Annotated in this window: 22 protein-coding genes; 7 read left to right on the top strand and 15 right to left on the bottom strand. The window is 71.7% G+C overall.

The genetic code is table 11. The features are described 5' to 3' along the window. Nucleotides 1-9: 9 nt before the first annotated feature. The 5 genes from H489_RS35605 to H489_RS35585 form a co-directional block, all read right to left on the bottom strand. Nucleotides 10-582 carry a substrate-binding domain-containing protein gene (locus tag H489_RS35605; RefSeq protein ID WP_017888671.1) on the bottom strand — a complete coding sequence of 191 codons (573 nt, stop codon included), beginning with the start codon at nt 580-582 and terminating at the stop codon, nt 10-12. A gap of 30 nt (nt 583-612) precedes the next feature. Further along, nucleotides 613-2,043, bottom strand: coding sequence for an MFS transporter (locus tag H489_RS35600; protein WP_017888670.1), 1,431 nt, complete (start codon nt 2,041-2,043; stop codon nt 613-615). A gap of 180 nt (nt 2,044-2,223) precedes the next feature. Further along, a complete protein-coding gene (locus tag H489_RS35595; protein ID WP_017888669.1) occupies nt 2,224-3,369 on the bottom strand; it encodes a cystathionine gamma-synthase in 1,146 nt (381 codons plus the stop codon). A 13-nt stretch (nt 3,370-3,382) separates the two neighbouring features. After that, nucleotides 3,383-4,747: a cystathionine beta-synthase gene (locus tag H489_RS35590; protein WP_017888668.1), complete on the bottom strand. Its 1,365-nt coding sequence runs from the start codon at nt 4,745-4,747 to the stop codon at nt 3,383-3,385. Nucleotides 4,748-4,985: 238 nt separating this feature from the next. After that, nucleotides 4,986-6,860: an ABC transporter ATP-binding protein gene (locus H489_RS35585; RefSeq protein ID WP_017888667.1), complete on the bottom strand. Its 1,875-nt coding sequence runs from the start codon at nt 6,858-6,860 to the stop codon at nt 4,986-4,988. Between the two features lie 126 nt (nt 6,861-6,986). Between H489_RS35585 and H489_RS35580 the strand changes: the two genes are divergently transcribed. Together H489_RS35580 and H489_RS37155 are read left to right on the top strand one after the other, a co-directional pair. Then, nucleotides 6,987-8,411 (top strand): amino acid permease, encoded by a 1,425-nt coding sequence (locus H489_RS35580; RefSeq protein ID WP_017888666.1) that lies wholly within the window; start codon nt 6,987-6,989, stop codon nt 8,409-8,411. 393 nt (nt 8,412-8,804) lie between these two features. After that, nucleotides 8,805-9,563, top strand: coding sequence for a hypothetical protein (locus H489_RS37155; RefSeq protein ID WP_139179794.1), 759 nt, complete (start codon nt 8,805-8,807; stop codon nt 9,561-9,563). A gap of 174 nt (nt 9,564-9,737) precedes the next feature. Here the strand turns inward: H489_RS37155 and rplL are convergent, their stop codons facing one another. From rplL to H489_RS35560, 4 genes are all read right to left on the bottom strand, one after another. Next, nucleotides 9,738-10,118 carry a 50S ribosomal protein L7/L12 gene (rplL, locus tag H489_RS35575; RefSeq protein WP_017888664.1) on the bottom strand — a complete coding sequence of 127 codons (381 nt, stop codon included), beginning with the start codon at nt 10,116-10,118 and terminating at the stop codon, nt 9,738-9,740. Nucleotides 10,119-10,169: 51 nt separating this feature from the next. Continuing rightward, on the bottom strand, nt 10,170-10,685 hold the full coding sequence (gene rplJ, locus H489_RS35570; RefSeq protein WP_017888663.1) for a 50S ribosomal protein L10: 516 nt from the start codon (nt 10,683-10,685) through the stop codon (nt 10,170-10,172). A gap of 279 nt (nt 10,686-10,964) precedes the next feature. Further along, nucleotides 10,965-12,494 carry a sensor histidine kinase gene (locus tag H489_RS35565; RefSeq protein WP_017888662.1) on the bottom strand — a complete coding sequence of 510 codons (1,530 nt, stop codon included), beginning with the start codon at nt 12,492-12,494 and terminating at the stop codon, nt 10,965-10,967. After that, on the bottom strand, nt 12,491-13,231 hold the full coding sequence (locus H489_RS35560) for a response regulator transcription factor (protein WP_017888661.1): 741 nt from the start codon (nt 13,229-13,231) through the stop codon (nt 12,491-12,493). Before H489_RS35560 ends, H489_RS35565 begins: the two co-directional genes overlap by 4 nt. A gap of 104 nt (nt 13,232-13,335) precedes the next feature. Between H489_RS35560 and H489_RS37900 the strand changes: the two genes are divergently transcribed. The 3 genes from H489_RS37900 to H489_RS35545 are packed head-to-tail and all read left to right on the top strand — an operon-like array spanning nt 13,336 to nt 16,429. Next, on the top strand, nt 13,336-14,370 hold the full coding sequence (locus tag H489_RS37900; protein ID WP_017888660.1) for an acyl-CoA dehydrogenase family protein: 1,035 nt from the start codon (nt 13,336-13,338) through the stop codon (nt 14,368-14,370). Then, the gene (locus H489_RS35550; RefSeq protein ID WP_017888659.1) at nt 14,364-15,722 is read left to right on the top strand and encodes a PIG-L family deacetylase; all 1,359 of its coding nucleotides are present in this window, start codon (nt 14,364-14,366) and stop codon (nt 15,720-15,722) included. Before H489_RS37900 ends, H489_RS35550 begins: the two co-directional genes overlap by 7 nt. Then, entirely contained in the window at nt 15,719-16,429 is a 711-nt protein-coding gene (locus tag H489_RS35545; RefSeq protein WP_017888658.1) for a glycosyltransferase, read from the top strand. Before H489_RS35550 ends, H489_RS35545 begins: the two co-directional genes overlap by 4 nt. Before the next feature lie 5 nt (nt 16,430-16,434). On the opposite strand, the gene H489_RS35540 is transcribed toward H489_RS35545, so the two are convergent. From H489_RS35540 to H489_RS35520, 6 genes are read right to left on the bottom strand one after another with little or no spacing between them, the layout of a single operon-like run. After that, the gene (locus H489_RS35540; protein ID WP_020381117.1) at nt 16,435-17,313 is read right to left on the bottom strand and encodes a glycosyltransferase family 2 protein; all 879 of its coding nucleotides are present in this window, start codon (nt 17,311-17,313) and stop codon (nt 16,435-16,437) included. Then, nucleotides 17,310-17,903, bottom strand: coding sequence for a D-glycero-alpha-D-manno-heptose-1,7-bisphosphate 7-phosphatase (locus H489_RS37150; RefSeq protein WP_017888655.1), 594 nt, complete (start codon nt 17,901-17,903; stop codon nt 17,310-17,312). Before H489_RS37150 ends, H489_RS35540 begins: the two co-directional genes overlap by 4 nt. Beyond that, complete coding sequence (locus tag H489_RS35530; protein WP_017888654.1) at nt 17,887-18,861, bottom strand: hypothetical protein; 975 nt, start codon at nt 18,859-18,861, stop codon at nt 17,887-17,889. Before H489_RS35530 ends, H489_RS37150 begins: the two co-directional genes overlap by 17 nt. Beyond that, nucleotides 18,858-19,493: an SIS domain-containing protein gene (locus H489_RS0119950; RefSeq protein ID WP_017888653.1), complete on the bottom strand. Its 636-nt coding sequence runs from the start codon at nt 19,491-19,493 to the stop codon at nt 18,858-18,860. Before H489_RS0119950 ends, H489_RS35530 begins: the two co-directional genes overlap by 4 nt. A 54-nt stretch (nt 19,494-19,547) precedes the next feature. Beyond that, on the bottom strand, nt 19,548-20,294 hold the full coding sequence (locus tag H489_RS38415; protein WP_017888652.1) for a sugar phosphate nucleotidyltransferase: 747 nt from the start codon (nt 20,292-20,294) through the stop codon (nt 19,548-19,550). 22 nt (nt 20,295-20,316) lie between these two features. After that, nucleotides 20,317-21,771 carry an oligosaccharide flippase family protein gene (locus H489_RS35520; RefSeq protein WP_017888651.1) on the bottom strand — a complete coding sequence of 485 codons (1,455 nt, stop codon included), beginning with the start codon at nt 21,769-21,771 and terminating at the stop codon, nt 20,317-20,319. 162 nt (nt 21,772-21,933) lie between these two features. Here H489_RS35520 and H489_RS35515 point away from each other — a divergent pair, with 162 nt between their 5' ends. After that, nucleotides 21,934-23,481, top strand: a complete 1,548-nt coding sequence (locus H489_RS35515) for an ABC transporter permease (protein ID WP_017888650.1) — start codon at nt 21,934-21,936, stop codon at nt 23,479-23,481. A gap of 101 nt (nt 23,482-23,582) precedes the next feature. After that, nucleotides 23,583-24,260 (top strand): ABC transporter ATP-binding protein, encoded by a 678-nt coding sequence (locus tag H489_RS35510; RefSeq protein WP_031260507.1) that lies wholly within the window; start codon nt 23,583-23,585, stop codon nt 24,258-24,260. Nucleotides 24,261-24,328 lie beyond the last annotated feature (68 nt).

Below are 24,328 nucleotides of genomic sequence, written 5' to 3'. Positions count from 1 at the left end.
GGACTGCTCCTACTCGGCGTCGGCCGTCTCGCCGTCGGTGGGCTCGCTCTCCGGCTTCTCACCACGCTGCAGGGACTGCACGACCTGGACCGCCGCCGCCGCGGTGGCCGCGTCGTCGCCCTCTGACGGCACGCGGTAGTCGGCGGACACCCCGTCGCCACCGGTGCCGGTCGCGGGCAGCGGTTCCCCCAGGGACACCACCACGACCCCGGCGTCGTGGGCGGTCTGGACCACGCCGGTCAGTGCAGAGGCCCGGGCGGGGTGCACGAGCAGGGCCTTGGCGCCCTTGCGGACGAGCTGGGCGACCGCGGTCCGCTGAGATGCAGCGGCACCCGATGCCGGAGCGACGCGGACGTCGGGCCGGAACCCGGCGTCGGCCAGGTCGGTGCGGAGCCGGTCGGCCAGGGCCGCGTCGTCGTGGACCAGGACGACACCGATCACTGCCTGCTGGTCGAAGCCCCCGTCGGAGCTCGTCAGGTCGGTGCTCTGCACCGGCGTGGGGGCAGCCGACGTCGTCCCCTGGCACCCGGCCAGGGTCAGGGCCGCCGCCAGGGCGACGGTCACGGCGACGATGCGCAGCACGGTGTCTCCTCTTCGGTCCGGTCTGCCACGCTACCCGGCGGCCGGGCCCTGCGACGACGACACGGCTCCGCCCGGGCCCGCCGAGGCCGTCGTCGCTGGTGCCGGCACGGGACCGAGCCTTCGGACGGCCGCGATCGCGACGCCAGCGAAGCCGATCATCGCCGCGAACACCAGCGGGAACGACACCGTCCCGTCGGCTCCGCCGGTCGCGGTGAAGAGCAGGCCGGTCACCGCGAGCCCGATCACGCTGCCCGCGGCGTCCGCGATCGTCAGGGCCGAGCTCGCGAACCCGTCGTCGCCCTCGCCCGAGAAGCGCAGGGTCAGCATCGACGCGCGGGGGTAGATCGCTCCCATGCCCGCGCCGCCGACGAACCAGCCGGCGACCAGCACCCACCACGACAGGTCGAACGTGGCCACCGCGAGCGCTGCGACCAGGCTCACGAGCACGAGTGTGAGTCCGGCCCCGAAGGTCCGACGGGCGGTGAGCCGCTGCTCCCCCAGGCGGCCGTGCGCCCAGCTCGACGCGGCCCAGCTGATCGCCGCCACCGTCAAGGCGAGTCCGGCAGCCGACGGTGACAGCCCGTGTTCGGCCTGCAGCAGGAACGGCACGTACGCCTCGCTCCCGAAGAAGGACGCGGCGACGAGCCCCCGCAGCAGCACGACCGACGGCAACCCGGCCGCGGCCCGGAACGTGCCGGTCGGCAGCAGCGGCCGCAAGGCGAACCAGGTGCCGACCAGCCCGACGACGACGGCTGCGACCATGCCCCACGGGGTCAGGTCGGGCGCGACGTTGAGCAGCAGGATCGACACGGCCGCGGCCACCGACCAGCTGATCCGGGCCCGCTGCCACGGTGGGCGGAGCGCCGCCGCCGGAGGGTGCAGCCGGCCGAGCGTCGGCACGAGCAGGACGAACGCGGCGAGCGCGATCACCAGGGCCCCGGCGAACACCCAGTGCCAGTTCCAGGTGTCGGTGACGATGCCGGCCAGGGCAGGGCCGATCAGTGCCGGTACCACCCAGGCGGCGGCGAACCCGGCGAACACCGGTCCGTGCAGCTCCGCGGGGAAGATCCGGGCGACCAGCACGTACAGCACCACGTCGATGGCCCCGGCGCCGAAGCCCTCGATGAGCCGCCCGGCCAGGAACACCTCCATGGTCGGCGCGAGCATCACCACGGCGGTCCCCACCGCGAAGAACACCGCCGACACCCAGGCCACGATCCGGCCGCCCGCGCGGTCGCTCCAGTTGCCGGCGAGCACCATGCCGGGCACCCCGGCGGCGAGCGGGGCGGCGAAGGCGAGCGCGTACAGGGTCTCGCCGTCCAGGTCGCGGCTGATCACCGGCATGATCGTCGTCATCGCCAGGTTCTGGAACGCCGCGACGCCGACGATCGCGACCATGCCGATCGTCGCCAGGGCGTACGGCCCGCTCAACAGGCTGGTCCGCGACGCCGTCGTGCTCACCCGATCATCGTAGGGGCGGCCGCCGACGACGCGTCAGCGTGTCCCGCGGGCGCGCGTCGGCCCGGCAGCAGGTCCCGCGGGCGCGCGTCGGCGCGGCAGCAGGTCCCGCGTCAGCGCGTCAGCGCGTCGGCGCGGCAGCAGGTCCCGCGTCAGCGCGTCAGCGCGTCAGCAGGTCCCTCGTCAGCGCGTCAGCGCCTGCTCCAGGTCCGCCACCAGGTCACCGGCGTCCTCGATGCCCACCGACAGCCGCACGACGTTCTCCGGCACGGCCAGTTCGGTGCCCTTCACCGACGCGTGGGTCATCTCGCTCGGGTACCCGATGAGCGACTCCACACCGCCGAGCGACTCGGCCAGGGCGAACAGCTCCGTCGACTCCGCGAACCGCTTGGCGGCCTCGGCACCACCGGACAGGGCGACCGAGAGCATCCCGCCGAACCCGCGCATCTGACGGGCGGCGACGTCGTGCCCCGGGTGGTCGGGCAGGCCCGGGTAGTAGACGCGCTCGACACCCGGCGCGACGACGAGGGCCTCGGCGACGGCCTGCGCGTTCCGCGAGTGCCGCTCCATCCGCACGGCGAGCGTCTTGATGCCACGGGTGGTCAGGTAGGCGTCGAACGGCGACGAGATCGCACCGGCGCCGAACTGCAGGAACTGCACCTTCGCCGCGAGCTCCTCGTCCGCCAGCACGACGGCGCCGCCGACGACGTCGGAGTGTCCGCCGAGGTACTTCGTGGTCGAGTACACGACGACGTCGGCGCCGAGCGACAGCGGCTGCTGCAGGTACGGCGACGCGAAGGTGTTGTCGACGACCACCAGCGCGCCCGACTCGTGCCCGAGGGTCGCGAGCGCGGCGATGTCGGCGATCTTCATGAGCGGGTTCGTCGGCGTCTCGACCCAGAGCACGGTGGTGGCCGGTGCGCCCTGCAGCGCTGCCCGGACCTGGTCGAGGTCGCTCATGTCGACGACGACGAGCTCGACGCCCCACGGCACGTGCAGCCGGCTCACCAGGCGGTGGGTGCCGCCGTACACGTCGTTGCCCATCACGACGCGGCCACCGGGGACCAGCGCGGCGCGGAGCAGGGCGTCCTCGGCGGCGAGCCCGGACGCGAACGACGACGCCGCGACGCCACCGTCCAGGTCGGCCAGGAGCACCTGCAGCGAGTCACGCGTCGGGTTGCCGGCGCGCGAGTACTCGTAGCCGTTGCGCATGCCACCGACGCCGTCCTGCACGTAGGTCGACGTCAGGTGGATCGGCGGGATGACGGCGCCGGTGGTCTCGTCGGGCTCCTGGCCGGCGTGGACGGCCCGGGTGCTGAACTCGGTCATGCTCGGTGGTTCCTTACTCGGAGAGGTAGGTGAGGAGGTCGTGCCGGGTCAGCACGGTGACGGGTTTGCCGTCCGCGACGACGAGGAGCGCGTCGGCCGACTCGAGCGCACGACGAGCCGCTGACACCGACTCGCCGACGCCGATGAGCGGCAGCGGGTCGCCGACGAAGTCCGACAGGGCGTCCGACATCTTCGCGGTACCGGTGAAGACCTGCTCGAGCAGTGCCTTCTCCTCGACGGCACCGACGACCTCGCCGATGACGACGGGCGGCTCCGCGTTGAGCACGGGCATCTGCGAGACGCCGTACGTGGTCATGATGTCGACGACGTCGCGCACGGTGTCCGTCGGGTGCGCGTGCACCAGGTCGGGCAGGCGGCCGTCCTTGCCGGCGATGAGCGAGCCGACGGTGCGCTCGTCGTCGGTCTCGGCGAACCCGTACGAGCGCATCCACCGGTCGTTGAAGATCTTGCCGAGGTACCCACGTCCGCCGTCCGGCAGCAACACCACCACGACGTCGTCCTCGGTCAGGTAACGGGCGGCGCGGAGTGCCGCGACGACGGCCATGCCGCTCGACCCGCCGACGAGCAGTCCTTCTTCGCGCGCCAGACGACGGGTCATCGCGAAGGAGTCGGCGTCCGACACGGCGATGATCTCGTCCGGCACGCCGGCGTCGTAGGCGCTCGGCCAGAAGTCCTCGCCGACGCCCTCGACCAGGTACGGACGACCGGTACCGCCGGAGTACACGGAGCCCTCGGGGTCGGCCCCGACGATGCGGACGCCGCCGCCGGACGCCTCCTTCAAGTACCGTCCGGTGCCCGAGATCGTGCCGCCGGTACCGACGCCCGCGACGAAGTGGGTGATCTGCCCCTCGGTGTCGCGCCAGATCTCCGGACCGGTGGTCTCGTAGTGGCTGCGGGGACCGTTCGGGTTGGCGTACTGGTTCGGCTTGTAGGCGCCCGGGATCTCCTGCACGAGCCGGTCCGACACCGAGTAGTAGGACTCGGGGGCCTCGGGCGCGACCGCGGTCGGGGTGACGACGATCTCGGCGCCGTACGCCGTCAGGACGTTGCGCTTGTCCTCGCCGACCTTGTCGGGCAGCACGAACACGCACCGGTAGCCGCGCTGCTGTGCGACCAGGGCCAGGCCGACGCCGGTGTTGCCGGAGGTCGGTTCGACGATGGTGCCGCCGGGACGCAGGTCGCCGGAGGCCTCGGCCGCGTCGATGATCCGGGTGGCGATGCGGTCCTTCGACGACCCACCGGGGTTCAGGTACTCGACCTTCACCAGGATGGTCGCCCGCACCCCCTCGGTCACCCGGTTGAGCTTGACGAGCGGGGTGTCGCCGACCAGGTCGACGACGGAGTTCGCGTAACGCACGGCATGGAGTCTAGGACGCGGTCCCCGCGTCGCGCTGGGATGTGTCGTGCGCGGACAACGCATCCTGATCGCCCCGCCGGTTGCCCCGCCCTGGTCGCGCTGCGCGGCGGACGGGAGGCCCGCGCGTCGCGCTGCGCGGCGGACGGGAGGCCCGCGCGTCGCGCTGCGCGGCGGACGGGAGGCCCGCGCGGACGCCGCCACGGGCCTCCTGTCCGGCACCCGGTCCGGACCACCGCCGTCAGGGGCGGACGACGTCCGCCGTCGTGTTCTGCTGCCGGTGCAGCTGCGCGTACGTGCCGTCGAGGGCCAGGAGTTCGTCGTGTGTGCCCTGCTCGACGATCCGGCCGTGGTCGAGGACGAAGATGACGTCGGCGTCGCGGATCGTGGAGAGCCGGTGCGCGATCGAGATGGTGGTCCGACCGGCCGCCGCGGTGTCGAGGGCCGTCTGCACGACGTGTTCGGAGATGGAGTCGAGCGCACTGGTGGCCTCGTCGAGGACGAGCACCGGCGGGTCCTTGAGCATGACCCGGGCGATGGCGATGCGCTGCTTCTCGCCACCGGACAGCCGGTAGCCGCGCTCCCCCACGACGGTGTCGTAGCCGTCCGGGAACGACGCGATCGTGTCGTGGATGTTCGCCGCGCGGGCCGCTCGCTCGAGCTCGTCGTCGGTGGCGTCGGGCTTGGCGTACCGCAGGTTCTCGCCGATCGTGGCGTGGAACAGGTACGTCTCCTGGCTGACGATGCCGACGTGCCGCATGAGGTCCTCGTGCACCAGGTCGCGGACGTCCTGGCCGGCGAACCGCACGGACCCCTCGGTGGCCTCGTACAGCCGGGGCACCAGGTAGGACACCGTCGTCTTGCCGGCGCCGGAGGGCCCGACGAAGGCGGCGAACTGCCCGGGGTGGAGCTCGAACGACACCCCGCGCAGGGTCGGCTTGTCGGCTTCACCGTCGGGGTAGGTGAAGACGACGTCCTCGAAGGCGACGTGGCCGACCTTCGACTCGTCCACGGGCTGCGCGGTCGGCGAGTCCGTGATGGCCGGCTCGAGGTCGAAGTACTCGAAGATGCGGGCGAAGAGCGCACCGGAGGTCTGCAGGTCGAGGACCACGCGCAACAGCCCGACCGTCGGGAACAGCAGGCGGGACTGCACCGTCGTGAACGCGACGATCGTGCCGGCCGTGATCGGGACGTCGCCGATGATCAGGTACGCGGCGACGACGTAGATGATCGCCGGGATGATCGACAGGAAGATCTGCACGATGGCGAAGAACCACTGCCCCGACATCTGCTGCCGAACCTGCAGGGTGATCTGGTTGCGGTTCTCGTCCCCGTAGCGGCGGGTCTCGCTGGCCTGCTGGTTGAAGCTCTTCGCGAGCAGGATGCCGGAGACGCTCAGGGCCTCTTGCGTGATGGCCGTCATGTCGGACAGCGATTCCTGCGTCTGCCCGGCGATCCGCGCTCGCACCTGCCCGACCCGGCGCTGCGCGATGACGAGCAGCGGGAGCAGGACGACCGCGACGAGCGTCATCTGCCAGCTCAGCAGCAGCATCGCGACCACGGCGGCGATCACGGTCACGGTGTTGCCGAGCACCGACGAGATCGTGTTGTTCAGCACGCTCGCCACACCACCGACGTCGTTCTGCAGGCGCGACTGGATGACGCCGGTCTTGGTGCGGGTGAAGAACGCGAGTTCCATCCGCTGCAGGTGCGCGAACAGGCGCATCCGCATCGCACCCATGACCTTGTTGCCGACGGTCGCGGTCAGGTACGTCTGCCACACGCCGACCCCGGCGCTCGCGATCCAGAGCAGGACCATGGCGGACACGAGCTCGACCAGCACCGGGACGTCGGGGCGGCCGGACGGCGGGAACAGCCCGCGGTCGAACGCCTGCTGGGTGAGCAGCGGCGGCACGACCGAGATGGCCGCGCCGACCAGCACGAGGACGATCGTGAGCCCGATCGCCCGGCGGTGCGGCTCGAAGAGCGCGGCGATGCGACGGACCAGGTGCGGGATCTTCGGCGCCTCGGCGTTGGCGGCCTTCTGCGCGCGGAAGTCACCGCTCGAGATGCGTCCGCTCCCGCGCGGACCACCACCCCGCCCGCTGTGTCCCATGCTCATGGAGCCACCGTAGCCCCGCGCTCGGACATCGACCGTCCTCTCCACAGCACCGCAGTATTTGACCCCGTTCAGGGGGCGTGCGAGCATGTGCCGTCCCCGTCCCCGCACCACCGAGGTCCCATGTCGTCCGCGCCGTCACGTCCCACGTCCCTGGGGGCGCAGCTCGCCCGCCGCAAGCCGATCGAGCAGCTGCAGGCCGAAGCCTCCCGCGGGGTGAACGGTGAACCGCTCCGTCGGTCGCTCGGGGTCTGGCAGCTGACGATGATCAGCGTCGGGGCCACGCTCGGCACCGGCATCCTGGTCGTCCTCGGCACCGCGGTCCCGCTCGCCGGTCCCGCGGTCTGGATCTCGTTCGTCGTCGCGGGGATCGCCGCGCTGCTCTCGGCGCTGTCGTACGCCGAGATGGCCGGTGCCGTCCCCACCTCGGGGTCCAGCTACTCGTACACCTACGCCACGATGGGCGAGGGCATCGCCTGGATCTGCGGCTGGTGCCTGGTGCTCGAGTACGCCGTCTCGGTGGCCGCGGTCGCCGTGGGTGCCAGCGAGTACGTCGACGAGACCCTCCGCGTGTTCGGGCTGCACCTGCCCACCGCGCTCGCCGCTCCCCCGGTCGACGGCGGCGTGGTCAACCTGCCCGCCGCGGTCCTGGTCCTGCTCGCCACCGCAGTGCTGCTGCCAGGAGCCCGCGAGAGCGCCTGGGTGAACACGGTCATGGTGGTCGTGAAGATCGCCCTGCTGGTCTTCTTCGTCGTCGTGGCGTTCACGGCGTTCCGGGCGCAGAACTTCGAGCCGCTCGCACCGATGGGCGCCGCCGGGGTCACCGCAGCGGCGTCACGGCTGTTCTTCTCGTACATCGGCTTCGACGCGGCCTCGACCGCAGGTGAAGAGGCGAAGAACCCCCGCCGTGACCTGCCACGGGCGATCATCGGCTCCATCGCGCTCATCACGGCGCTGTACATCCTGGTCGCGATCGCCGCCATCGGGGCCCGCTCGTGGACGGCGTTCTCGTCGTCCGAGGCGTCGCTCGTCCGCATCGTGGTCGACGTCACGGGGCAGCCGCTCGTCGCCCTCGTGTTCTCGATCGGGGCGGTCGTCGCCATCGCCAGTGTCGTGCTCACCGTCCTGTACGGCCAGACCCGCATCCTGCTCACGATGTCCCGCGACGGCCTGGTTCCGAAGGTCTTCGGCCGGGTCTCCCGCCGCACCGGCACCCCGATCGCGAACACGCTGATCATCGGCATCGCCGTGACGATCGTCGCCGCGCTCGTGCCCCTCGGGGAGCTCGCCGACGCCACGAGCATCGGGACCCTGGTCGCCTTCGCCCTGGTGAACGTCTCCGTCATCGTGCTCCGTCGCTCGCAGCCCGACCTGGAGCGCTCGTACCGGGTGCCGCTGTTCCCCGTCGTCCCGATCCTCGGCGCCCTGAGCTGCGTGCTGCTCGCGGTGTTCCTCGGCGCCACCACCTGGATCGCGTTCGGCATCTGGATGGTCGCCGGCGCCCTGCTCTACCTGGCCTACGGCCGCCGCCACAGCACGCTGCGCTGACGCGCCCCGCTGCCCCGCCGCGGCCGCGCCGCGGCCGCACCCCGCCCCGCCCGCCCGCCCGCGAGTCTCGGCCAAGCGGACTCTCTACGGCTCACGAAAGCGCGAGAGTGTCTGCCCAGACGAGACTCGGCACATCCCTCGGGACAGTCGTGCACCTGCGCTCTCCACAGATCCCGCCGGAGGGCACACAGCGCACATCCGAGTCCGCACACTCGCATCATGCAGCTTCACCGGACACGCCCCGATCTCCTCCGCGCCGAGCGGTCGGATCCATCGCGAGCACGACAACTCCGACGGCTCCATGCCGCTGGGCGAGTCATCCGGCTCCGTGCGGGTGTCTACCTCGACAAGCGGCTGTGGGATGCACTCGACACGTCGGACAAGCACCTCGCCATGGCTTGGGCTCTCGCTCCTGACCTGAGTCCGACCAGCGCGTTCTCGCACGTCACGGCTGCACTCATCCATGGCTGGCCGTTGATCGGACCGGCTCCGGCGCGGATCCACGTCGTCGACTGGAAGCTGGTCGGTGTCGAACACCGGGTCGGGCTCATTCGACACGGCATCGACCCCGCTGGCCTGTGCCTCGGCCCCAGTCGATTCGACGGCGTCCCTGTGGTCGATGCGCTCGGAACGGCGGTGGCCGTCGCGCGAACGTGCGACCCGGCGGTCGCCGCCGTGGCCATCGACCATGCAGTGCGCATGAAGGCGATCGACAGGAAAGTGTTCGAGGAGCACCTGCCGCCGCCCGCATCGCGCGGTGGCCGGAGGGCTCGGCTCGTCGCCACCGCGCTCGATCCGGCACACGAGTCACCCGGTGAGTCCTACTTTTCGATCCGACTCGTGCAACTGGGAGTGACCAACATCCACCCGCAGCATGAGTTCATCACGAACGGGTTCCGTGACCGAGTCGACTTCTGGTTGCCCGACGCCGGAGTCGTCGTCGAGTTCGATGGCAAGCAGAAGTACGTCGACCGCGAGATGCTCGCAGGTCGCGATCCCAGCGAGGTCCTCTGGCAGGAGAAGCGCCGGGAGGACCGCATCCGTACCCACCGAGAAGTTCGGTCCGTCATCCGAGTGACCTGGTGGCACCTCGAGAGCCTCGACCGGTTCCGTGCGCTGCTCCGTTCGCACGGGGTGTTGATCACTCCGTGAGCAGCATCGGCGACAATCGAGTCTCGGCTCAACGGACAACTTCCCGCTCCAGCGGCCGGCAAAGTGTCCGCTCAGCCGAGTCTCGGCGAAGGTGCCGCACACAGCCCCCACCCCGCACACGACGAAGGCCGCCACCCCGAGGGGCAGCGGCCTTCGTGACCGGAACGGTCGAGACTACGCGAGCTCGATCGTGGCGCCAGCGGCCTCGAGGGTCGCCTTCGCCTTGTCGGCGGTCTCCTTGTTCGCACCCTCGAGGATCTTGGCGTCGGCGGTCTCGACGAGCGCCTTGGCCTCACCGAGGCCGAGCGACGTCAGGCCACGGACCTCCTTGATGACCTGGATCTTCTTGTCACCAGCGGACTTGAGGATGACGTCGAACTCGGTCTTCTCCTCAGCGGCCTCGGCCGGGGCAGCGGCGGCCGGAGCGGCAGCAGCGGCCGGGGCAGCAGCGGTGACCTCGAAGACCTCTTCGAACTTCTTCACGAAGTCCGAGAGCTCGATGAGCGTGAGCTCCTTGAAGGCCTCGATGAGCTCGTCCTGCGAAAGCTTCGCCATGATTTTCTCCTACTACTAGCTAGTACGTGTGGTTGATGAACGCGAGCCTGATCAGGCCGCGGACTCCTGCTTCTCGCGAAGGGCGTCCACGGTGCGGACGGCCTGCGAGAGGGGTGCCTGGAACAGGTACGCAGCACCGAACAGCGAGGCCTTGAGTGCGCCGGCGAGCTTGCCGAGCAGCACTTCACGGGACTCGAGGTCGGCGAGCTTGTCCACCTCGGTCGCGGTGAGCGGGTTACCGTCGAAGTAACCGCCCTTCACCACGAGCTCGGGGTTCGCCTTGGCGAATGCACGCAGCGACTTCGCGACGGCGACGGTGTCACCGTGGACGAAGGCGAGAGCGGACGGACCGGCGAGTTCGTCGTCGAACGACGAGATGCCGGCGTTGTTCGCCGCGATCTTGGTCAGCGTGTTCTTCACCACGGCGTACGTGGCGTGCTCACGGATCGAGTTGCGGAGCTCCTTGAGCTGCGCGACCGTGAGACCGCGGTACTCGGTGAGCAGAACGGCGTTCGAGCTACGGAAGGACTCCGTGAGCTCGGCGACCGCAGCTTCCTTGTTCGCCATGGTTCTCCTTGGGGGTCTTGCCGGCAGCCCCAGGTCCACGAACGAAAAAAGCTCCGGCGCAGAGGCTCGGAGCTGCTCTCACCAGATGGTGGGAGTGGTTCGGAACACCTGCGCGGGATGCCTCACGAGTGAGGACCTTCGGTCACGATGTTCACAAACACGTTGCAAGCAGCACGACATCCGGCGGTCTTTGGCTTCGAGAACAGTAGCAGATGCCGTGGACGAGACCAAACAGCGGTCGGGAGGCGCGGTGCGGGCCCGCCCCGCGCCTCCCCTCCGTCAGTGGGTGCGGTCCACCGCAGCGGGCGTCGCCGACCAGTCGGCGGACCCGGCCCCCTCGGCCGGCTCGGCCGACGACGACGACGACGCGACCGACCCCGCCGCGGCAGCAGCCGCAGCGGGGTCGCGCGGCAGGTGCACCGTGAACACCGTGTCCCCGGGCTCGCTCGTGACCTCGACCCGCCCGCCGTGCGCCTGCACGACCGCGGCGACGATGGCGAGCCCGAGCCCGGTCGACCCGACCGTGCGGGAGCGCGAGCTGTCGGCACGGGCGAACCGCTCGAACAGCTTCGGCAGGAACTCCGGGTCGATGCCCTGGCCGGTGTCGCGCACGGTCAGGTCCACGCCGCCGTCGACCGGGGCGAGCCCGACCGTGATGCGGGTGCCCTCGGGCGTGTGGGTCCGGGCGTTCGTGACGAGGTTGACGATGACCTGGTGCAGGCGTGCGGCGTCCCCGGTGATGGTGACCGGCTCCGGTGGGACGTCGACCTCGATGGGGTGCTCGGGTGAGGCGGCGTGGGCGTCGTTCACGGCGTCGAGCACCAGGCCGGTCAGGTCGACCTCGGCGAACTGGATCTCGCGGCCCTCGTCGAGCCGCGCGAGGAGCAGCAGGTCCTCCACCATCGAGGTCATCCGGATGGACTCGGACTCGATGCGGCTCATCGCGTAGACGACGTCCTTCGGCAGGTCGCCGCCCATGCGCCGGGTGAGTTCGGCGTACCCGCGCACCGAGGCGAGCGGGGTCCGGAGCTCGTGCGAGGCGTCGGCGACGAACTGCCGCACCTTCTGCTCCGAGCGTTCCCGCGCCTGCATCGCACTGCCGATGTGCCCGAGCATCCGGTTGAAGGCGCTGCCGACCCGGCCGACCTCGGTGCGGGGGTCGGTGTCCGGCACGCGGACGCCGTCGAGGGCGTCACTGCGGTCGAGCGGCATGCGCGCGACGGTGGAGGCGGTCTCGGCGACGCGGTCGAGCGGCCGCAGGGAGCGCCGGACCACGAGGGCGGCGACCAGTGAGGCGGCGAGGAGTGCGAGTCCGGTGACGACCAGCACGACGCCCAGGAGCTTCCAGACGCTCTCGTAGACGGGTGCCATCGGCAGGCCGACCACGAGCACGGCAGGCCCGACGGTCGCCGCGGTCACCCGGTAGCGACCGAGGTCACCGCCGAGGTCGATGGTGTGTGGACGCCCGTCGACGTGCACCCCGCCGAGCGGCGCGACCACCGGCGCCGAGAGACGCTCGATCCCCCCGGCGTTGTCCAGCACGCTCCCGACGATGACGTCCCCGTTGAGGAAGTAGACCGTCAGGGTCCCGGACGCTTGTCCGGACGGGCGGCCGATGTCCAGACCCGGCCCGCTCCCGCCCTGCTGCTCGACGGATCGCTGCGCACGGTTCGTGGCGAACTGCAGCTGCTCGTCGATCGCGGAGCGCTGGATCGAGAACAACGCGATGATGCTCCCCGCCCCGATCACCGCACTCACGGCGACGACGAGGGCGACGATGCTCAGGACGAGCCGACGCCGCAGGGTCACGAGGTCGGCTTGATGACGTACCCGACGCCGCGCACCGTGTGGATCATCGGCGTCTCGCCGGCGTCGATCTTCTTGCGCAGGTAGGAGATGTAGATCTCGACGACCGAGGACTTGCCGCCGAAGTCGTACGACCACACGCGGTCCAGGATCTGCGCCTTCGAGAGCACGCGACGGGGGTTCCGCATCAGGAAGCGAAGGAGTTCGAACTCGGTGGCCGTCAGTTCGATCGGCCGGCCGGCGCGGTGCACCTCGTACGACTCCTCGTCGAGCACCAGGTCGCCGACGACGATGCGTGAGTCTCCGGCCTCGGAGATCGAGATCTGCGAGCGGCGGATGAGCCCGCGCAGACGCGCCACGACCTCTTCCAGGGAGAACGGCTTCGTGACGTAGTCGTCACCACCGGCGGTGAGTCCGGTGACCCGGTCCTCGACGGAGTCCTTGGCGGTGAGGAACAGCACCGGGGTGTCGTCGTTGTTCTGCCGCAGCCGGCTCAGCACCTGCAGCCCGTCGAGGTCGGGCATCATCACGTCGAGCACCATCGCGTCGGGCTTGAACTCCCGCGCGGTCGTCAGGGCGTCCTGCCCGCCGTTCGCGCTCTTCACGTCCCAGCCCTCGTAGCGCAGCGCCATGGACAACAGGTCGGTGAGGCTGGCTTCGTCGTCGACGACCAGGATGCGCAACGGGGTTCCGTCGGCACGTGTGAGGCGCGGGGCTGCTGCGGGCTGGGAGATGGTCACGTCTTCGAGTATCGAGAAGTTCCTATGAGTCGTCTGTGGCCCGGCCCAGTGCGTTCTGTGGATCGAGGACACGTCCACGGCCCGACGCTCCGTACGTTGGGAGCATGTTGCGATCTGCAGCCTGGCCGTCGTCGGCCCGGCACCTGGAAACCGCGCGGATCGAACGGACGACCGGGAGGCCCGGCTCGACACCGACGGACCGCCTGGCGGTCGCGCAGGCGGTCGCCGCCACCACCCCGCCCCTGTCCGCCGGCACGGCCGGCGGCTTCTTCGGCACGCTCGCCGCGGTCGCCGCGGCGGACGTCGCCACTGCCCGCACCGTCGAACCGCACCTGGACGCCCTCGGGATCCTGGCGCAGGCCGGGGCCGACGCCCCGGACGGTTCCACGTGGGGCGTCTTCGCAGCCGAGGGCCCGGGGCTGCGGCTCGACGCCGCACCACAGGACGACGGCACGGTCCTGCTCCACGGCAGGAAGCCGTGGTGCTCGCTCGCCTCGACGCTCTCGCACGCCCTGGTCACCGCGCACCTGGGTGACGAGCGCGTCCTGGTCGCCGTGGACCTGCGACAGCCGGGAGTCACCCTGCACGACGAGGCCTGGGTCGCACGCGGCATGCCCGACGTGCCGAGCGGACCGGTCGACTTCGACGGTGTCCGGGCACGGCCCGTCGGCGCCCCCGGCTGGTACCTGGAGCGTCCGGGCTTCGCGTGGGGCGGCATCGGTGTCGCGGCCTGCTGGTGGGGCGGCGCGGTCGGGCTTGCACGGGTGCTCCGCGACGCCGCGGCCGCGCACCCGGAGTCCGAGCTGCTGCAGGCGGCCCTCGGTGCCACCGTCGCCGACCTCGCCGACGCCGAGGACGCCCTCGCCGACGCCGCTGCCCGGATCGACGGCTCCGACCCGGCCTCCGACGACACCGACTGGCGGCTGCTCGCCCAGACGGTGCGATCGCGGGTGCGCCGGTCGGTCGACGCGGTGCGCGAACGGGTGGTCGCGACGATCGGCCCGGCACCGCTGACCGCCGATGCCGCCGTCGCCGCGCGGGTCGCCGACCTCGAGCTCTACGTCCTGCAGGACCACGGCGCACGCGACCTCGCCCGCATCGGCCGGATGGTGCTCGAGCGCGGCGGTGTCGCGTGGTGAACTTCGACCACCGCGAACGGGGGACCGACCCGGCGGCGTGGACACGGTTCCTCGACGGCGTGGACGCACCGGCGATCGACCTGGCCGACACCGGGTCCGTGCTCGTCGTCGCACCGCACCCCGACGACGAGACCCTCGGTGCCGGTGGCCTGATCGCGGCGGCTGCGCAGGCTGGCACCCCCGTGCACGTGCTGCTCCTCACCCGCGGCGAGCGCTCGCACCCGGACTCCCCCACGACGACCGCGGAGGCGCTCGCCGCCGCACGCGACGCGGAGTTCGTTGCGGCCGTGCGCGTCCTGCACCCCGACGTCACGTCGACCTCGGTCGGGATCCCGGACGGCACGACCCGCGAACACCGCGACCGCGTGACGGAGGCCGTCGACCAGGCGCTGGCCGCGGCCGCGCACCCGGTGCTCCTCGTCGCACCGTGGCCTGGAGACGGGCACCGTGACCACCGCATCGCCGGCGAGGTCACCGAGGCCGCCGCGGCGAGCGCCCCCGATGTCGACCTGCTCGCGTACCCGATCTGGGCGTGGCACTGGGACGAGCCGGAGCGCACCGTCGCCCCGTGGGACCGCGCTCGAGCGCTGCCGTTGACCGAGGACCTCGTCGCCCGGAAGCGTGCCGCCCTCGATGCCTACCCGTCGCAGACCCGGCCGCTCTCGCCCGCGGTCGGCGACGAGGCGATCGTCGACGACCGGCACGCCGCACACCACCTGCGGACGACCGAGTGGTTCTTCGTGCCGGAGTCCGCCGCGTCGCGGTCTCGCGAGTCGTTCGACGCGCACTACGACCGGAAGCCCGAGGGGTGGGACTTCGACGGGTCCTGGTACGAGCAGCGCAAGCGGGCCGTGACACTGGCGGCGCTCCCCCGCCCGCGTTTCCGCTCGGCGCTCGAGCTCGGTTGTGCGACCGGTGTCCTGACCGCCGCCCTGGCCGAACGCGCGGACGACGTGCTCGGCACCGACATCTCGGCGGCACCGCTCGAGCGTGCCGCCCGCCGTGCCCCGACCGCGCGGTTCCTGCAGGCGGCCCTGCCGTCCGAGTGGCCGGAGGGCCGCTGGGACCTGGTGGTGATGTCCGAGGTCGGGTACTACCTGTCCCCGGCCGACCTCGACGCCACGATCGACCGCGTGCTCACCTCGCTCGACGACGACGGCGTGCTCGTCGCCTGTCACTGGCGGCACCCCGACGACGAGGCCGTGTCGAGCGGCGACGCGGTGGACGCGCGGCTGACCGAACGCTGGCCGCGTCCCGCCCTGCTCCGGCACGTGGAAGCGGACTTCGTGCTGAGTGTGCTGCCCGGCCCGGCGGTCACCTCGGTGGCCCGGGCCGAGGGGATCGTCCGGTGACCGTGCCCCACCACCGACCGCGCATCGACGTGGTCGTCCCGGCGCACGACGAGGCCGACCGGATCGCCGCGTGCCTCGGATCGCTCCTGGTGGCGGTCGACCGGCTCGCCACGGAGCGGCCCGGGGTCGACGCGGCGATCACGGTGGTGCTGGACGGTTGCACGGACGACACCGCTGCCGTGGTCGATCGGTACCCGGTCGACGTCCTGACCACGGACCGGGTCGGGGTCGGTCGGGCACGGTCCATCGGGGCGACGCACGCGCTGCGAGCGCACGACGGCGACCCGGTGGCTCGGTGGCTCGCGCACACCGACGCCGATTCGCGCGTGCACGAGCGGTGGCTCGTCCAGCAGTCCGACGCACTGGCATCCGGCGCGCAGGTGCTCGTCGGCGCCGTCGTCCCGGACCCGGACGACCTGGCACCCGCGGTGCTCGACCGGTGGACGCGGGCCCACCCGCCGGGCGCCGCGCTCGGTCACGTGCACGGCGCCAACCTCGGCGTGCTCGCCGCGGCGTACGTCACGCTCGGCGGGTTCGACCCCGTCCCCGAACACGAGGACGCCCGCCTGGTCACCCGGGCCCGAGCGCTCGGGTTCCGCGTGGACGCGACCGTCGAGCTGCCGGTGGTGACGAGCGGGCGCTTCGCCGGCAGGACCCCGGGCGGGTACGCCGAACACCTGCGCCAGCAGTACGGCGACGTCGGCTGACCGTCCTAGGTGGAGGTGGGGCGTCGGCCGGTGAACCGCTCCACCCAGCCGGCGACCGTCCCGAGGCGGATCGCCGCAGCACGTCGTCGCCGCCGGCCGAACGGTGCGCCCACGAGCGCCCATCCGGTCGCCAGGAGGTGACGGAGGACCTCGCGGGGACGCCAGGCGGCGCCGTGCGCTCGGTGCTTGTCGACGAGGACACGGTCCCAGCGCGCGTAGTGCCGGTTGTTCCGGAACAGCTCCCGGGTGCCTCGGCGGAGTCGGTACTGGACCGATGCGGACGGTTCGAAGTGGGTCGGGAACCCGAGGTAGGTCGCACGCCATGCCAGGTCGATGTCCTCGGCGGCACCGAGCGACGTGTCGAAGCCCCCGGCGGCTTCGAGGACGGTGCGCCGCATGCCGAGGTTGGCAGCGGACGTGTGCGGGAGGTGCCCGAACCGCACGATCGGCCACGCCTGCTCGGGCGCTTCCCACATCCACGGCTCGTTGAGCGCGTCGTGCAGCAGCGGCCCCGTGCAGACACCGGCATCGGCCAGCCCGCGGACCATCCCCGCGATCCAGGTGTCCGCCACGACGTCGTCAGCGTCGCAGAACAGCACGATGTCGGAGCGGAGTGCCCGCCAACCGGCGTTCCGCGCCGGGGCAGCGCCTCGGATCGCGGACGAGTCGATGGAGCGGACCGTCCAGCCGCGCGGCCACTCCTCTGCAGCGATGCGCGCGTCGACCAGGTGACGGGGTTCACCGTTGCAACTGACCACGATCTCGACGGGTCCGGTCCACGTCTGCCGGGCGAGCGCTGCGAACTGGGGGCCGAGCTCGACGGTGGTGCGCTGTCCGACCGGGATGACGACGCCGACCGTGGGCTGCGGTGCGACGCCGCTCATCGTGCGGGTTCCCGTTGGCCGGCCGTCGCGCCGATCATCGTGGCCGCCGTGGTGATCCCGGCAGCGGGGGTCACCCCCGTGGCGTGGAGGTCGCCGACGAGGACACCGCCGGCGAGGCCGGCGGTCCGACCACAGGCGAGGTCGGACGGACGGTCACCGACGATCCAGGACCCGGCGAGCCGGATGCCGAACGTCGCTGCCGCCGCGAGGACCATGCCGGGTCCGGGCTTCCGCCACGGGTCCGGGTCACCGGGCAGTCGAGCACTCCCGACGATCACGTCGACGTCCGCGCCGTGGGACTGCATGGCTCGGCGGATGCGCCCGTTCACGGTGTCGAAGCCGGACCAGTCGTACCAGCCCCGGGCGATGCCGCTCTGGTTCGTCACGACGACCACCGGGATGCCGTCGTGCCAGGCCGCAGCAGCCGATTCGATGGCGTCGGGGACGAGCTCGGTGCGGTCGAGCGACCCGACGTGTCCGTGGTCGACGATGAGCACACCGTCCCGGTCGAGGAACAGTGCATCGACGCCGTCGAGCGGCCGTTCGGAGAGCCGTTCCAACGACCGGTGGCGGTCACGCGACGCGGACACGCGTCCCGGTCTCCGAGAAGGCGAACGGGACGACGCGTTCGGGGCCGAGGGCCCGGACGAACGCAGCACGCTCGGACGGGGGCACGACGAACAGCATGTGCCCGCCACCGCCAGCACCGAGCAGTTTCCCGCCGGTGGCCCCGAGCGTGCGTCCGTGCTCGTACAGCTCGACGACGGGGCTCGCCGTCGTTCCGAGCACCGCGGCCTTGAGCGTCCATGCCTCGTGCAGGGCCGGGCCGAACGAGTCGGTGCGACCGGCGGCGAGCTCGTCGCCCATCACCCGGGCGAGCTCCACCATCCGTGTCACGCGGTCCCGCGCTCCGCCCGGCCGCGACATCGTGCGGGACTGGCGGCCGAGTTGCTGTCCGGCGTCCCGCCCGATCAGGGTGTCGACCAGCACGAGCGACGATTCGAGGTCCTGCCTGGCACGCTCCGGCATGTCGATGGGCGTCGCGACCGTCGAGCCGTCGGTGCCGAAGTCGTAGCGACGGAGTCCCCCGTGGGCGGACGCGGTCTGGTCCTGCAGGCCCACCGGACGCGCGCAGCGGATCATCTCGATCTCACTGGCAGTGGCGGCGAGCGCGCTCGGCTCGAGGTCGGCACCGCGGAGTGCCGCCAACGCCGCCACCAGGCTGGTGACGACCGCGCCGGAGGTGCCGAGGCCGGTCCCGGAGCTCCGGACGTCGGAGTGGATCGAGACGTCGACCGGGACCGCCGGGGTGTCGTGCAGCAGGGCTTCGCGCACGAAGTCGTGCTCGATGGCTGCCGGGGAGTCCGCCGTCTGCACGCCGTCGGTCACGACGCGGATCCCACCACGTGCACGGGGGCGGACGACGGTCTCGACGGCCAGGTCGATCGTGGTGCTGACCACGCACCCGGGCTGCTCGGAGAAGTACGCGGGGAGGTCGCTGCCCCCACCGAAGAAGGAGACGCGGAGCGGGGAGCGGGCGATGATCACGAGCGGGCGACCTGGACGCCGGCGACGAAGGCACGGGTGAGCGCGTGGTGGTACGCGACGTGGAAGTCCTCGATGACGTCGATGTCACACGACGGCACCACGGCGGCGACGTCGACGAGGTCGAGGATCGGCGGGAGTCCCTGCATCGCCCCGGTGAAGGCGAGCGTGACGGCGCCGCGGTCGCGGGCGAAGTCGAGCGCGCGCAGCACGTTGGCGGATCCCCCGGAGGCGCTGAGCCCGAACACGACGTCCCCGGTGCGCATGAGGACCCGCAGCTGCTCGAGGAAGACGTCGTCGTAGTCGAAGTCGTTGCCGACGGCGGTCATCATTGCGGCGTTGTCGGTCAGGGCGAGGATCCGCAGCCGCTCGGCGACCGGAGCGAGCGGGTCGGCCTGACGGGACGGAGCCAGGCTCTTCGCGAGGTCGGCCGCCATGTGGCTCGCCAACGCCGCGCAGGCCCCGTTGCCGAAGACGAAGACCGAGCGTCCGTCGCGGTGGGCGTCGACGAGCACGGCCGCGATGCGCGCGATCTCGTCGACGGGGAACCGACGGGCGAACCGGTCGACCTGGACGGAGTACGCCTCGACGATCTGCGCGGCGGCCCGCAGGTCAGGGGCTGTGGTGGTGAGCATGGCTGTCCTTCGTTCGGTGTCGACGACCAGCATACCCATTACACATGCGAAATATCAACGGCGGAAGGCAACCGCTGCGGCGAACGCGGTCGTGTAGCCGTCGATCGACCCGGTCTCGTGCCAGTCGCCGTGGATCCGTGCGGCCTGCACGCCCCCGTCGAGTGCGAGCGCGCCGAGCGCAGCACTGAGGTAGAGCTCCCCGTCGGCCGCGGGGGCCACGGCGCGCAGCGCTCCGAGCACCGCTGGCGTGACCACGTACCCACCGACCGAAGCGAGCCCGTCGACGGGCGGGTCGACCGGCTTCTCGACGAGTTCGACGACCCTCCCGCTGGCGTCCACACGAGCGACACCGCAGCGTCGGAGCGCCGCACGCGGAGCACGCACGACAGCGATGACGGGCAGTCCGGTCCTGCGGTGACGGTCGAGCACGACGGCGCTGCGGTTCTCACCGAAGACGACCTCGTCACCCCAGAGCACGAGGAAGGACTCATCGCGCACGCGGGTCGCAGCCGACAGGATCGCTCCCCCGTTGCCCGGCCCGGCAGTCTGGAGACAGGTCTCCAACTCGACACCCCGGGCTCGGGCGTCCGGCCGGAGGACGTCCGTGACGTAGTCGTTCAAGGCCGTCTTGTCCGGCCGGGTGACGAGGACGATGCGCTCGATCCCGGCGCCGATCAGTTCGTCGACCACGATGTCCAGCGCCGGCCGGTCGCCGAGTGGCAACAGCTCCTTCGGGATCGCTTGCGTCAGGCGACCGAGTCGGGTGCCGCGACCGGCGGCGGGGATGACAGCCGTCCGCACGGGTGGGACCGGGGGGACGGGATCAGGGAACCGGGCCACGGGCGAGCGCCTTCCTGGGACGGGGACGGGGAGGTCGTCGGCGCCGACGGGGCAGGGCCGATCGGACGTCGGGGAAGACGAGGGCGACGAGCAGTGCCGCCAGTGCTGCCAGGATGCCCGGCACGAGCACGGAGCCGATCGGATCAGCACCGAACCCGCTTCGGACCACGGCCGACACGAGGACCGCGGCGCTCGTGGCCGCGGCCGCGGGGAGGACCGGGAGTCCGAGGTCGCGCAACCGCAGACCGGATCCCTTCGTCGCCACCAGGAAGGCCGGCACCACGAGCCCGGAGCAGGCCACCGCGTACGCGGCAGCCATGCCCTGCGGCCCCCAGACGGTGCCGACGACGAGGGCGCCGACGAGGACCGGCTGGGTGACCAGCGCCCAACGGACCTGCCGCCCGGCGCGGCCACTGGCGATGAAGTACCAGACGGCCGCGAACCCGAGCGCCTGCGCCCCGCCCGCGACGACGAGGGACGGCAGGAGTGCCGCGGAGCCGAGCCAGTCGTCACCGAACAGCAGGTGGACGATCGGGCCGGCGAGCACCCCGAGCACGGCGAGGACCGGCCACGCCAGGAGCGTCACCGTGCCGACGAGTCGCCGGAACCGCTCACGGAGCACCACGGCGTCGACGCCCGCCATCGCCGGGACCGCGATCCGTTGGACAGCCGCCCCGATCTGGTCCAGCGGCAGGGTCATCAGCTGCACCGCCTGGACCCACAAGCCGGACGCCGCCGGGCCGAAGAGCGCCGCCACCAGCACGCGGTCCCCTGCCCTGGCGACGAGCGAGACCAGCTGGACCAAGGACACGTCCCGCGCGAGCGCGGCCATGGTGCGGACCGAACGCCACGGTGCTGCGGTGCCGCGGGGTACGCGGCGCAGGACGACGACGCCGACCGTGATCACGATCCACAGGGCCACCACCTGCGCCACCATCGCGACGGGTCCGGCGCCGACGAGCGCGAGACCGATCGACAGGGTGGAACCGAGCACCACGGCGATCGACTCGACGAGTGCGACCCGTCCCATCTCGTGCTGGCGCACCATCGAGGCGATCGGGACGGCGACGAGGCCGGCGAGCGGGAAGGCCACTGCGATCGCCAGGAGCAGCCCGCCGGACGGCGACGACGGCAGCACCCGGAGGACGAGGAGACCGGCGGCGGCGACGAGGGCCCCCAGCAGGACACCCGTCAGGGAACTCGCTCGGTGGAGTGCGACGTGGACGTCCGCCGGGAGCGCACCCGAACGCAGGACGACCGCAGCGAACCCGCTGTTGCGGACCAGCTCGAGGACGACACCGAGCGCGAGCACCGCCGCGGCGACCCCGTAGGCGTCCGGCCCCAAGACGCGTGCCACGACGACGTTCGAGACGATCTGCACGGAGGCCCGGAAAGCGGTCGCGGCGATGCTGAACACCCCACTCCGCACGATCGCCACGCATCCAGAATATCACGTGTCATCCTTTGCCGGGGGGCGCTTACGCGGTTCATCGGAAGCAGCAGTGACCGCCACAACCACGCTGCCTAGGTTCTCCTCCGTCGGCCCCGCCGCGTGCTCTGCGCGGCCGGTGACCCCAGCCGGCCACCACCGAGGAGAACCATGTTCCTGACCTACCTCAGGCGCGAACTCACGAACCGCAAGAAGCAGACGGTCATCATCGCGATCGGGATGGCCCTGGCCATCGCCCTCGTGGTGATCGTGTCGTCGATCTCGGGTGGCGTGCAGGCAGCGCAGTCGAGCGTCCTGCAGTCCGTCTACGGCGTCGGCACCGACATCACCGTCACCAAGACCGCGACGGCGTCGACGAACGGCGGGCGTCCGAGCTTCGACTTCGGCAGCCGGGGCGACAGCGACGACGACAGCGGTTCGACCGACCTGTCGCAGTCGCGGCTCGCGGTCGCGCGCGGTACGAGCACCCTGGACGCCGCGAACCTGTCGACGATCACGAGCACCGACGGCGTCAAGGCCGCGACGGGTGTCCTGACCCTCGAGAACAGCACGTTCTCCGGCCAGGTCCAGCAGCAGTCGACCGACGACAGCAGCACGGACGGCAGCAGCGACTCCAGCAGCGACAGCACGACCCAGCAGGGCCCACCGAGCGGGGACACCGGCGGTGGCGGCGGGTTCGGCGGTGGGTCGTTCAGCGTCGACTCGTTCACGGTGACCGGCATCCCGGTGTCCGGCGCGACGGTCGGTCCGCTCACGAGCACCGAGCTCACGAAGGGGCGCACCTTCGCCGCGAAGGACGCGGGCAAGGACGTCGTCGTGCTCGATGCGTCGTACGCGAAGAGCGAGTCGAAGGCGGTCGGCGACACGGTCGACATCGGCGGCACGGACTTCACCGTCATCGGCATCGTGAGCTCCACCGGCTCGGCCTCAACCACGGGCTCGAACACCTACATCCCGCTCGACACCGCGCAGGCGCTGGCCGACCTCGACGGCAAGGTCACCTCCATCTACGTGTCGGCCGAGTCCTCGTCCGACGTCAGCACGATCAAGTCCGCACTGCAGGCGAAGCTGACGAGCGCCACCGTCTCCACCGAGGCCGACCTGGCCTCGAGCGTGTCCGGGTCGCTCAGCACCGCGTCGAGCCTGGTCGCGAACCTCGGCACGTGGCTGTCGATCGTCGTGCTCGCCGCGGCGTTCCTCATCGCGATCCTCTTCACGATCTCCGGCGTGACCCGCCGCACCCGCGAGTTCGGGACCCTCAAGGCGATCGGCTGGTCGAACGGCCGCATCACCCGACAGGTGGCGGGCGAGTCCCTGGTGCAGGGCCTGATCGGCGGCGTGCTCGGCGCTGCGGCCGGCCTGATCGGCATCCTCGTGGTGAACGTCATCAGCCCGACGATCTCGGCGAGCGCCTCGAGCACGACCGGCGGGGGTGCCGGTGGCGGCGGTGGCATGCCCGGCGGCGCAGCGACCGCGGCCGCGGGCAGCGGCACGACGGGCGGTGCACCGGCCGGTGGCTTCGGCGGCGGCGCGAGCACCGCGTCGACGACCGACGTGGTGCTGCACGCCCCGGTGACCGTCGAGATCGTCCTGCTGGCGATCGGCCTGGCGATCCTCGGCGGGCTCATCGCCGGCGCGCTCGGCGGCTGGCGTGCGAGCCGGCTCCGTCCGGCCGAAGCGCTCCGGAGCGTGGCCTGATGCCCGGCCGCACCGACACGACCGAACCGACGACAGGAGCACCCGTGACCAGCACCGACACCGCGACCGGCGAGGCGGAGGCGCGCCGTGCCTCCAGTCCGATGTACCGGCTGACGAACGTCAGCAAGACCTACCAGCAGAAGAACCGGACCGTCACCGCCCTGACGAACGTCCACCTGACGATCCCGCAGGGGCAGCTCGTGGCCGTCCAGGGGCCGACCGGCGGCGGGAAGTCGACGCTGCTGCAGATGCTCGGAGCGCTCGACCGGCCGAGTGCCGGGTCGATCCACCTCGGTGGCGACCGCGACGTGGCGAAGCTCGGCGACGGCGCGCTGACCGACCTGCGCGCGACCGAGATCGGCTTCGTGTTCCAGAGCTTCAACCTGATCCCGACGCTGACGGCGCTCGAGAACGTCGAGACGGCGTTCGCGGGGTCGCTCGCGAACCGGTCCCGGACCGAGGTCCGCGAGCGTGCGGTGGCTGCCCTCCGCGAGGTCGGGCTGGGTGAGCGGATGGAGCACCTGCCGGCCGAGCTCTCCGGCGGACAGCAGCAGCGGGTGGCGATCGCCCGGGCGCTGGTGAAGAACCCGAGCGTGCTGCTCGCCGACGAGCCGACGGGTGCGCTCGACGAGTCGACCCGCGACGAGATCATGGCGCTCATCGAGAAGCAGTGGCGGGAGCGCGGGCTGACCGTCGTCATCGTCACGCACGACTCGTGGGTTGCGAAGCGGGCCGAGCGGCGCCTGCACATCAAGCAGGGGCAGGTGTGCGAGGTCTAGCGGGGCAGGCGGGTGCGCGGGCAGGCGCGGGGCGTCCGTCCGCGTTCCGCGCTGAGCGACAGTCCACG

This window comes from Curtobacterium flaccumfaciens UCD-AKU (assembly GCF_000349565.1).
GTDB lineage: Bacteria > Actinomycetota > Actinomycetes > Actinomycetales > Microbacteriaceae > Curtobacterium > Curtobacterium poinsettiae.
The sequence above is the reverse complement of the archived record's forward strand: the minus strand, read 5'-3'. Positions and strand labels throughout refer to the sequence as shown.

What these genes read in the sequence shown, in the direction of transcription:
- H489_RS35595 (WP_017888669.1), bottom strand. Translation starts at nt 3,369, where the DNA reads ATGACCGAGTTCAGCACCCGGGCCGTCCACGCCGGCCAGGAGCCCGAC.
- H489_RS35585 (WP_017888667.1), bottom strand. Translation starts at nt 6,860, where the DNA reads ATGGGACACAGCGGGCGGGGTGGTGGTCCGCGCGGGAGCGGACGCATC.
- H489_RS35580 (WP_017888666.1), top strand. Translation starts at nt 6,987, where the DNA reads ATGTCGTCCGCGCCGTCACGTCCCACGTCCCTGGGGGCGCAGCTCGCC.
- H489_RS37155 (WP_139179794.1), top strand. Translation starts at nt 8,805, where the DNA reads ATGGCTTGGGCTCTCGCTCCTGACCTGAGTCCGACCAGCGCGTTCTCG.
- rplL (WP_017888664.1), bottom strand. Translation starts at nt 10,118, where the DNA reads ATGGCGAAGCTTTCGCAGGACGAGCTCATCGAGGCCTTCAAGGAGCTC.
- rplJ (WP_017888663.1), bottom strand. Translation starts at nt 10,685, where the DNA reads ATGGCGAACAAGGAAGCTGCGGTCGCCGAGCTCACGGAGTCCTTCCGT.
- H489_RS37900 (WP_017888660.1), top strand. Translation starts at nt 13,336, where the DNA reads ATGTTGCGATCTGCAGCCTGGCCGTCGTCGGCCCGGCACCTGGAAACC.
- H489_RS35540 (WP_020381117.1), bottom strand. Translation starts at nt 17,313, where the DNA reads ATGAGCGGCGTCGCACCGCAGCCCACGGTCGGCGTCGTCATCCCGGTC.
- H489_RS0119950 (WP_017888653.1), bottom strand. Translation starts at nt 19,493, where the DNA reads ATGCTCACCACCACAGCCCCTGACCTGCGGGCCGCCGCGCAGATCGTC.
- H489_RS35515 (WP_017888650.1), top strand. Translation starts at nt 21,934, where the DNA reads ATGTTCCTGACCTACCTCAGGCGCGAACTCACGAACCGCAAGAAGCAG.
- H489_RS35510 (WP_031260507.1), top strand. Translation starts at nt 23,583, where the DNA reads ATGTACCGGCTGACGAACGTCAGCAAGACCTACCAGCAGAAGAACCGG.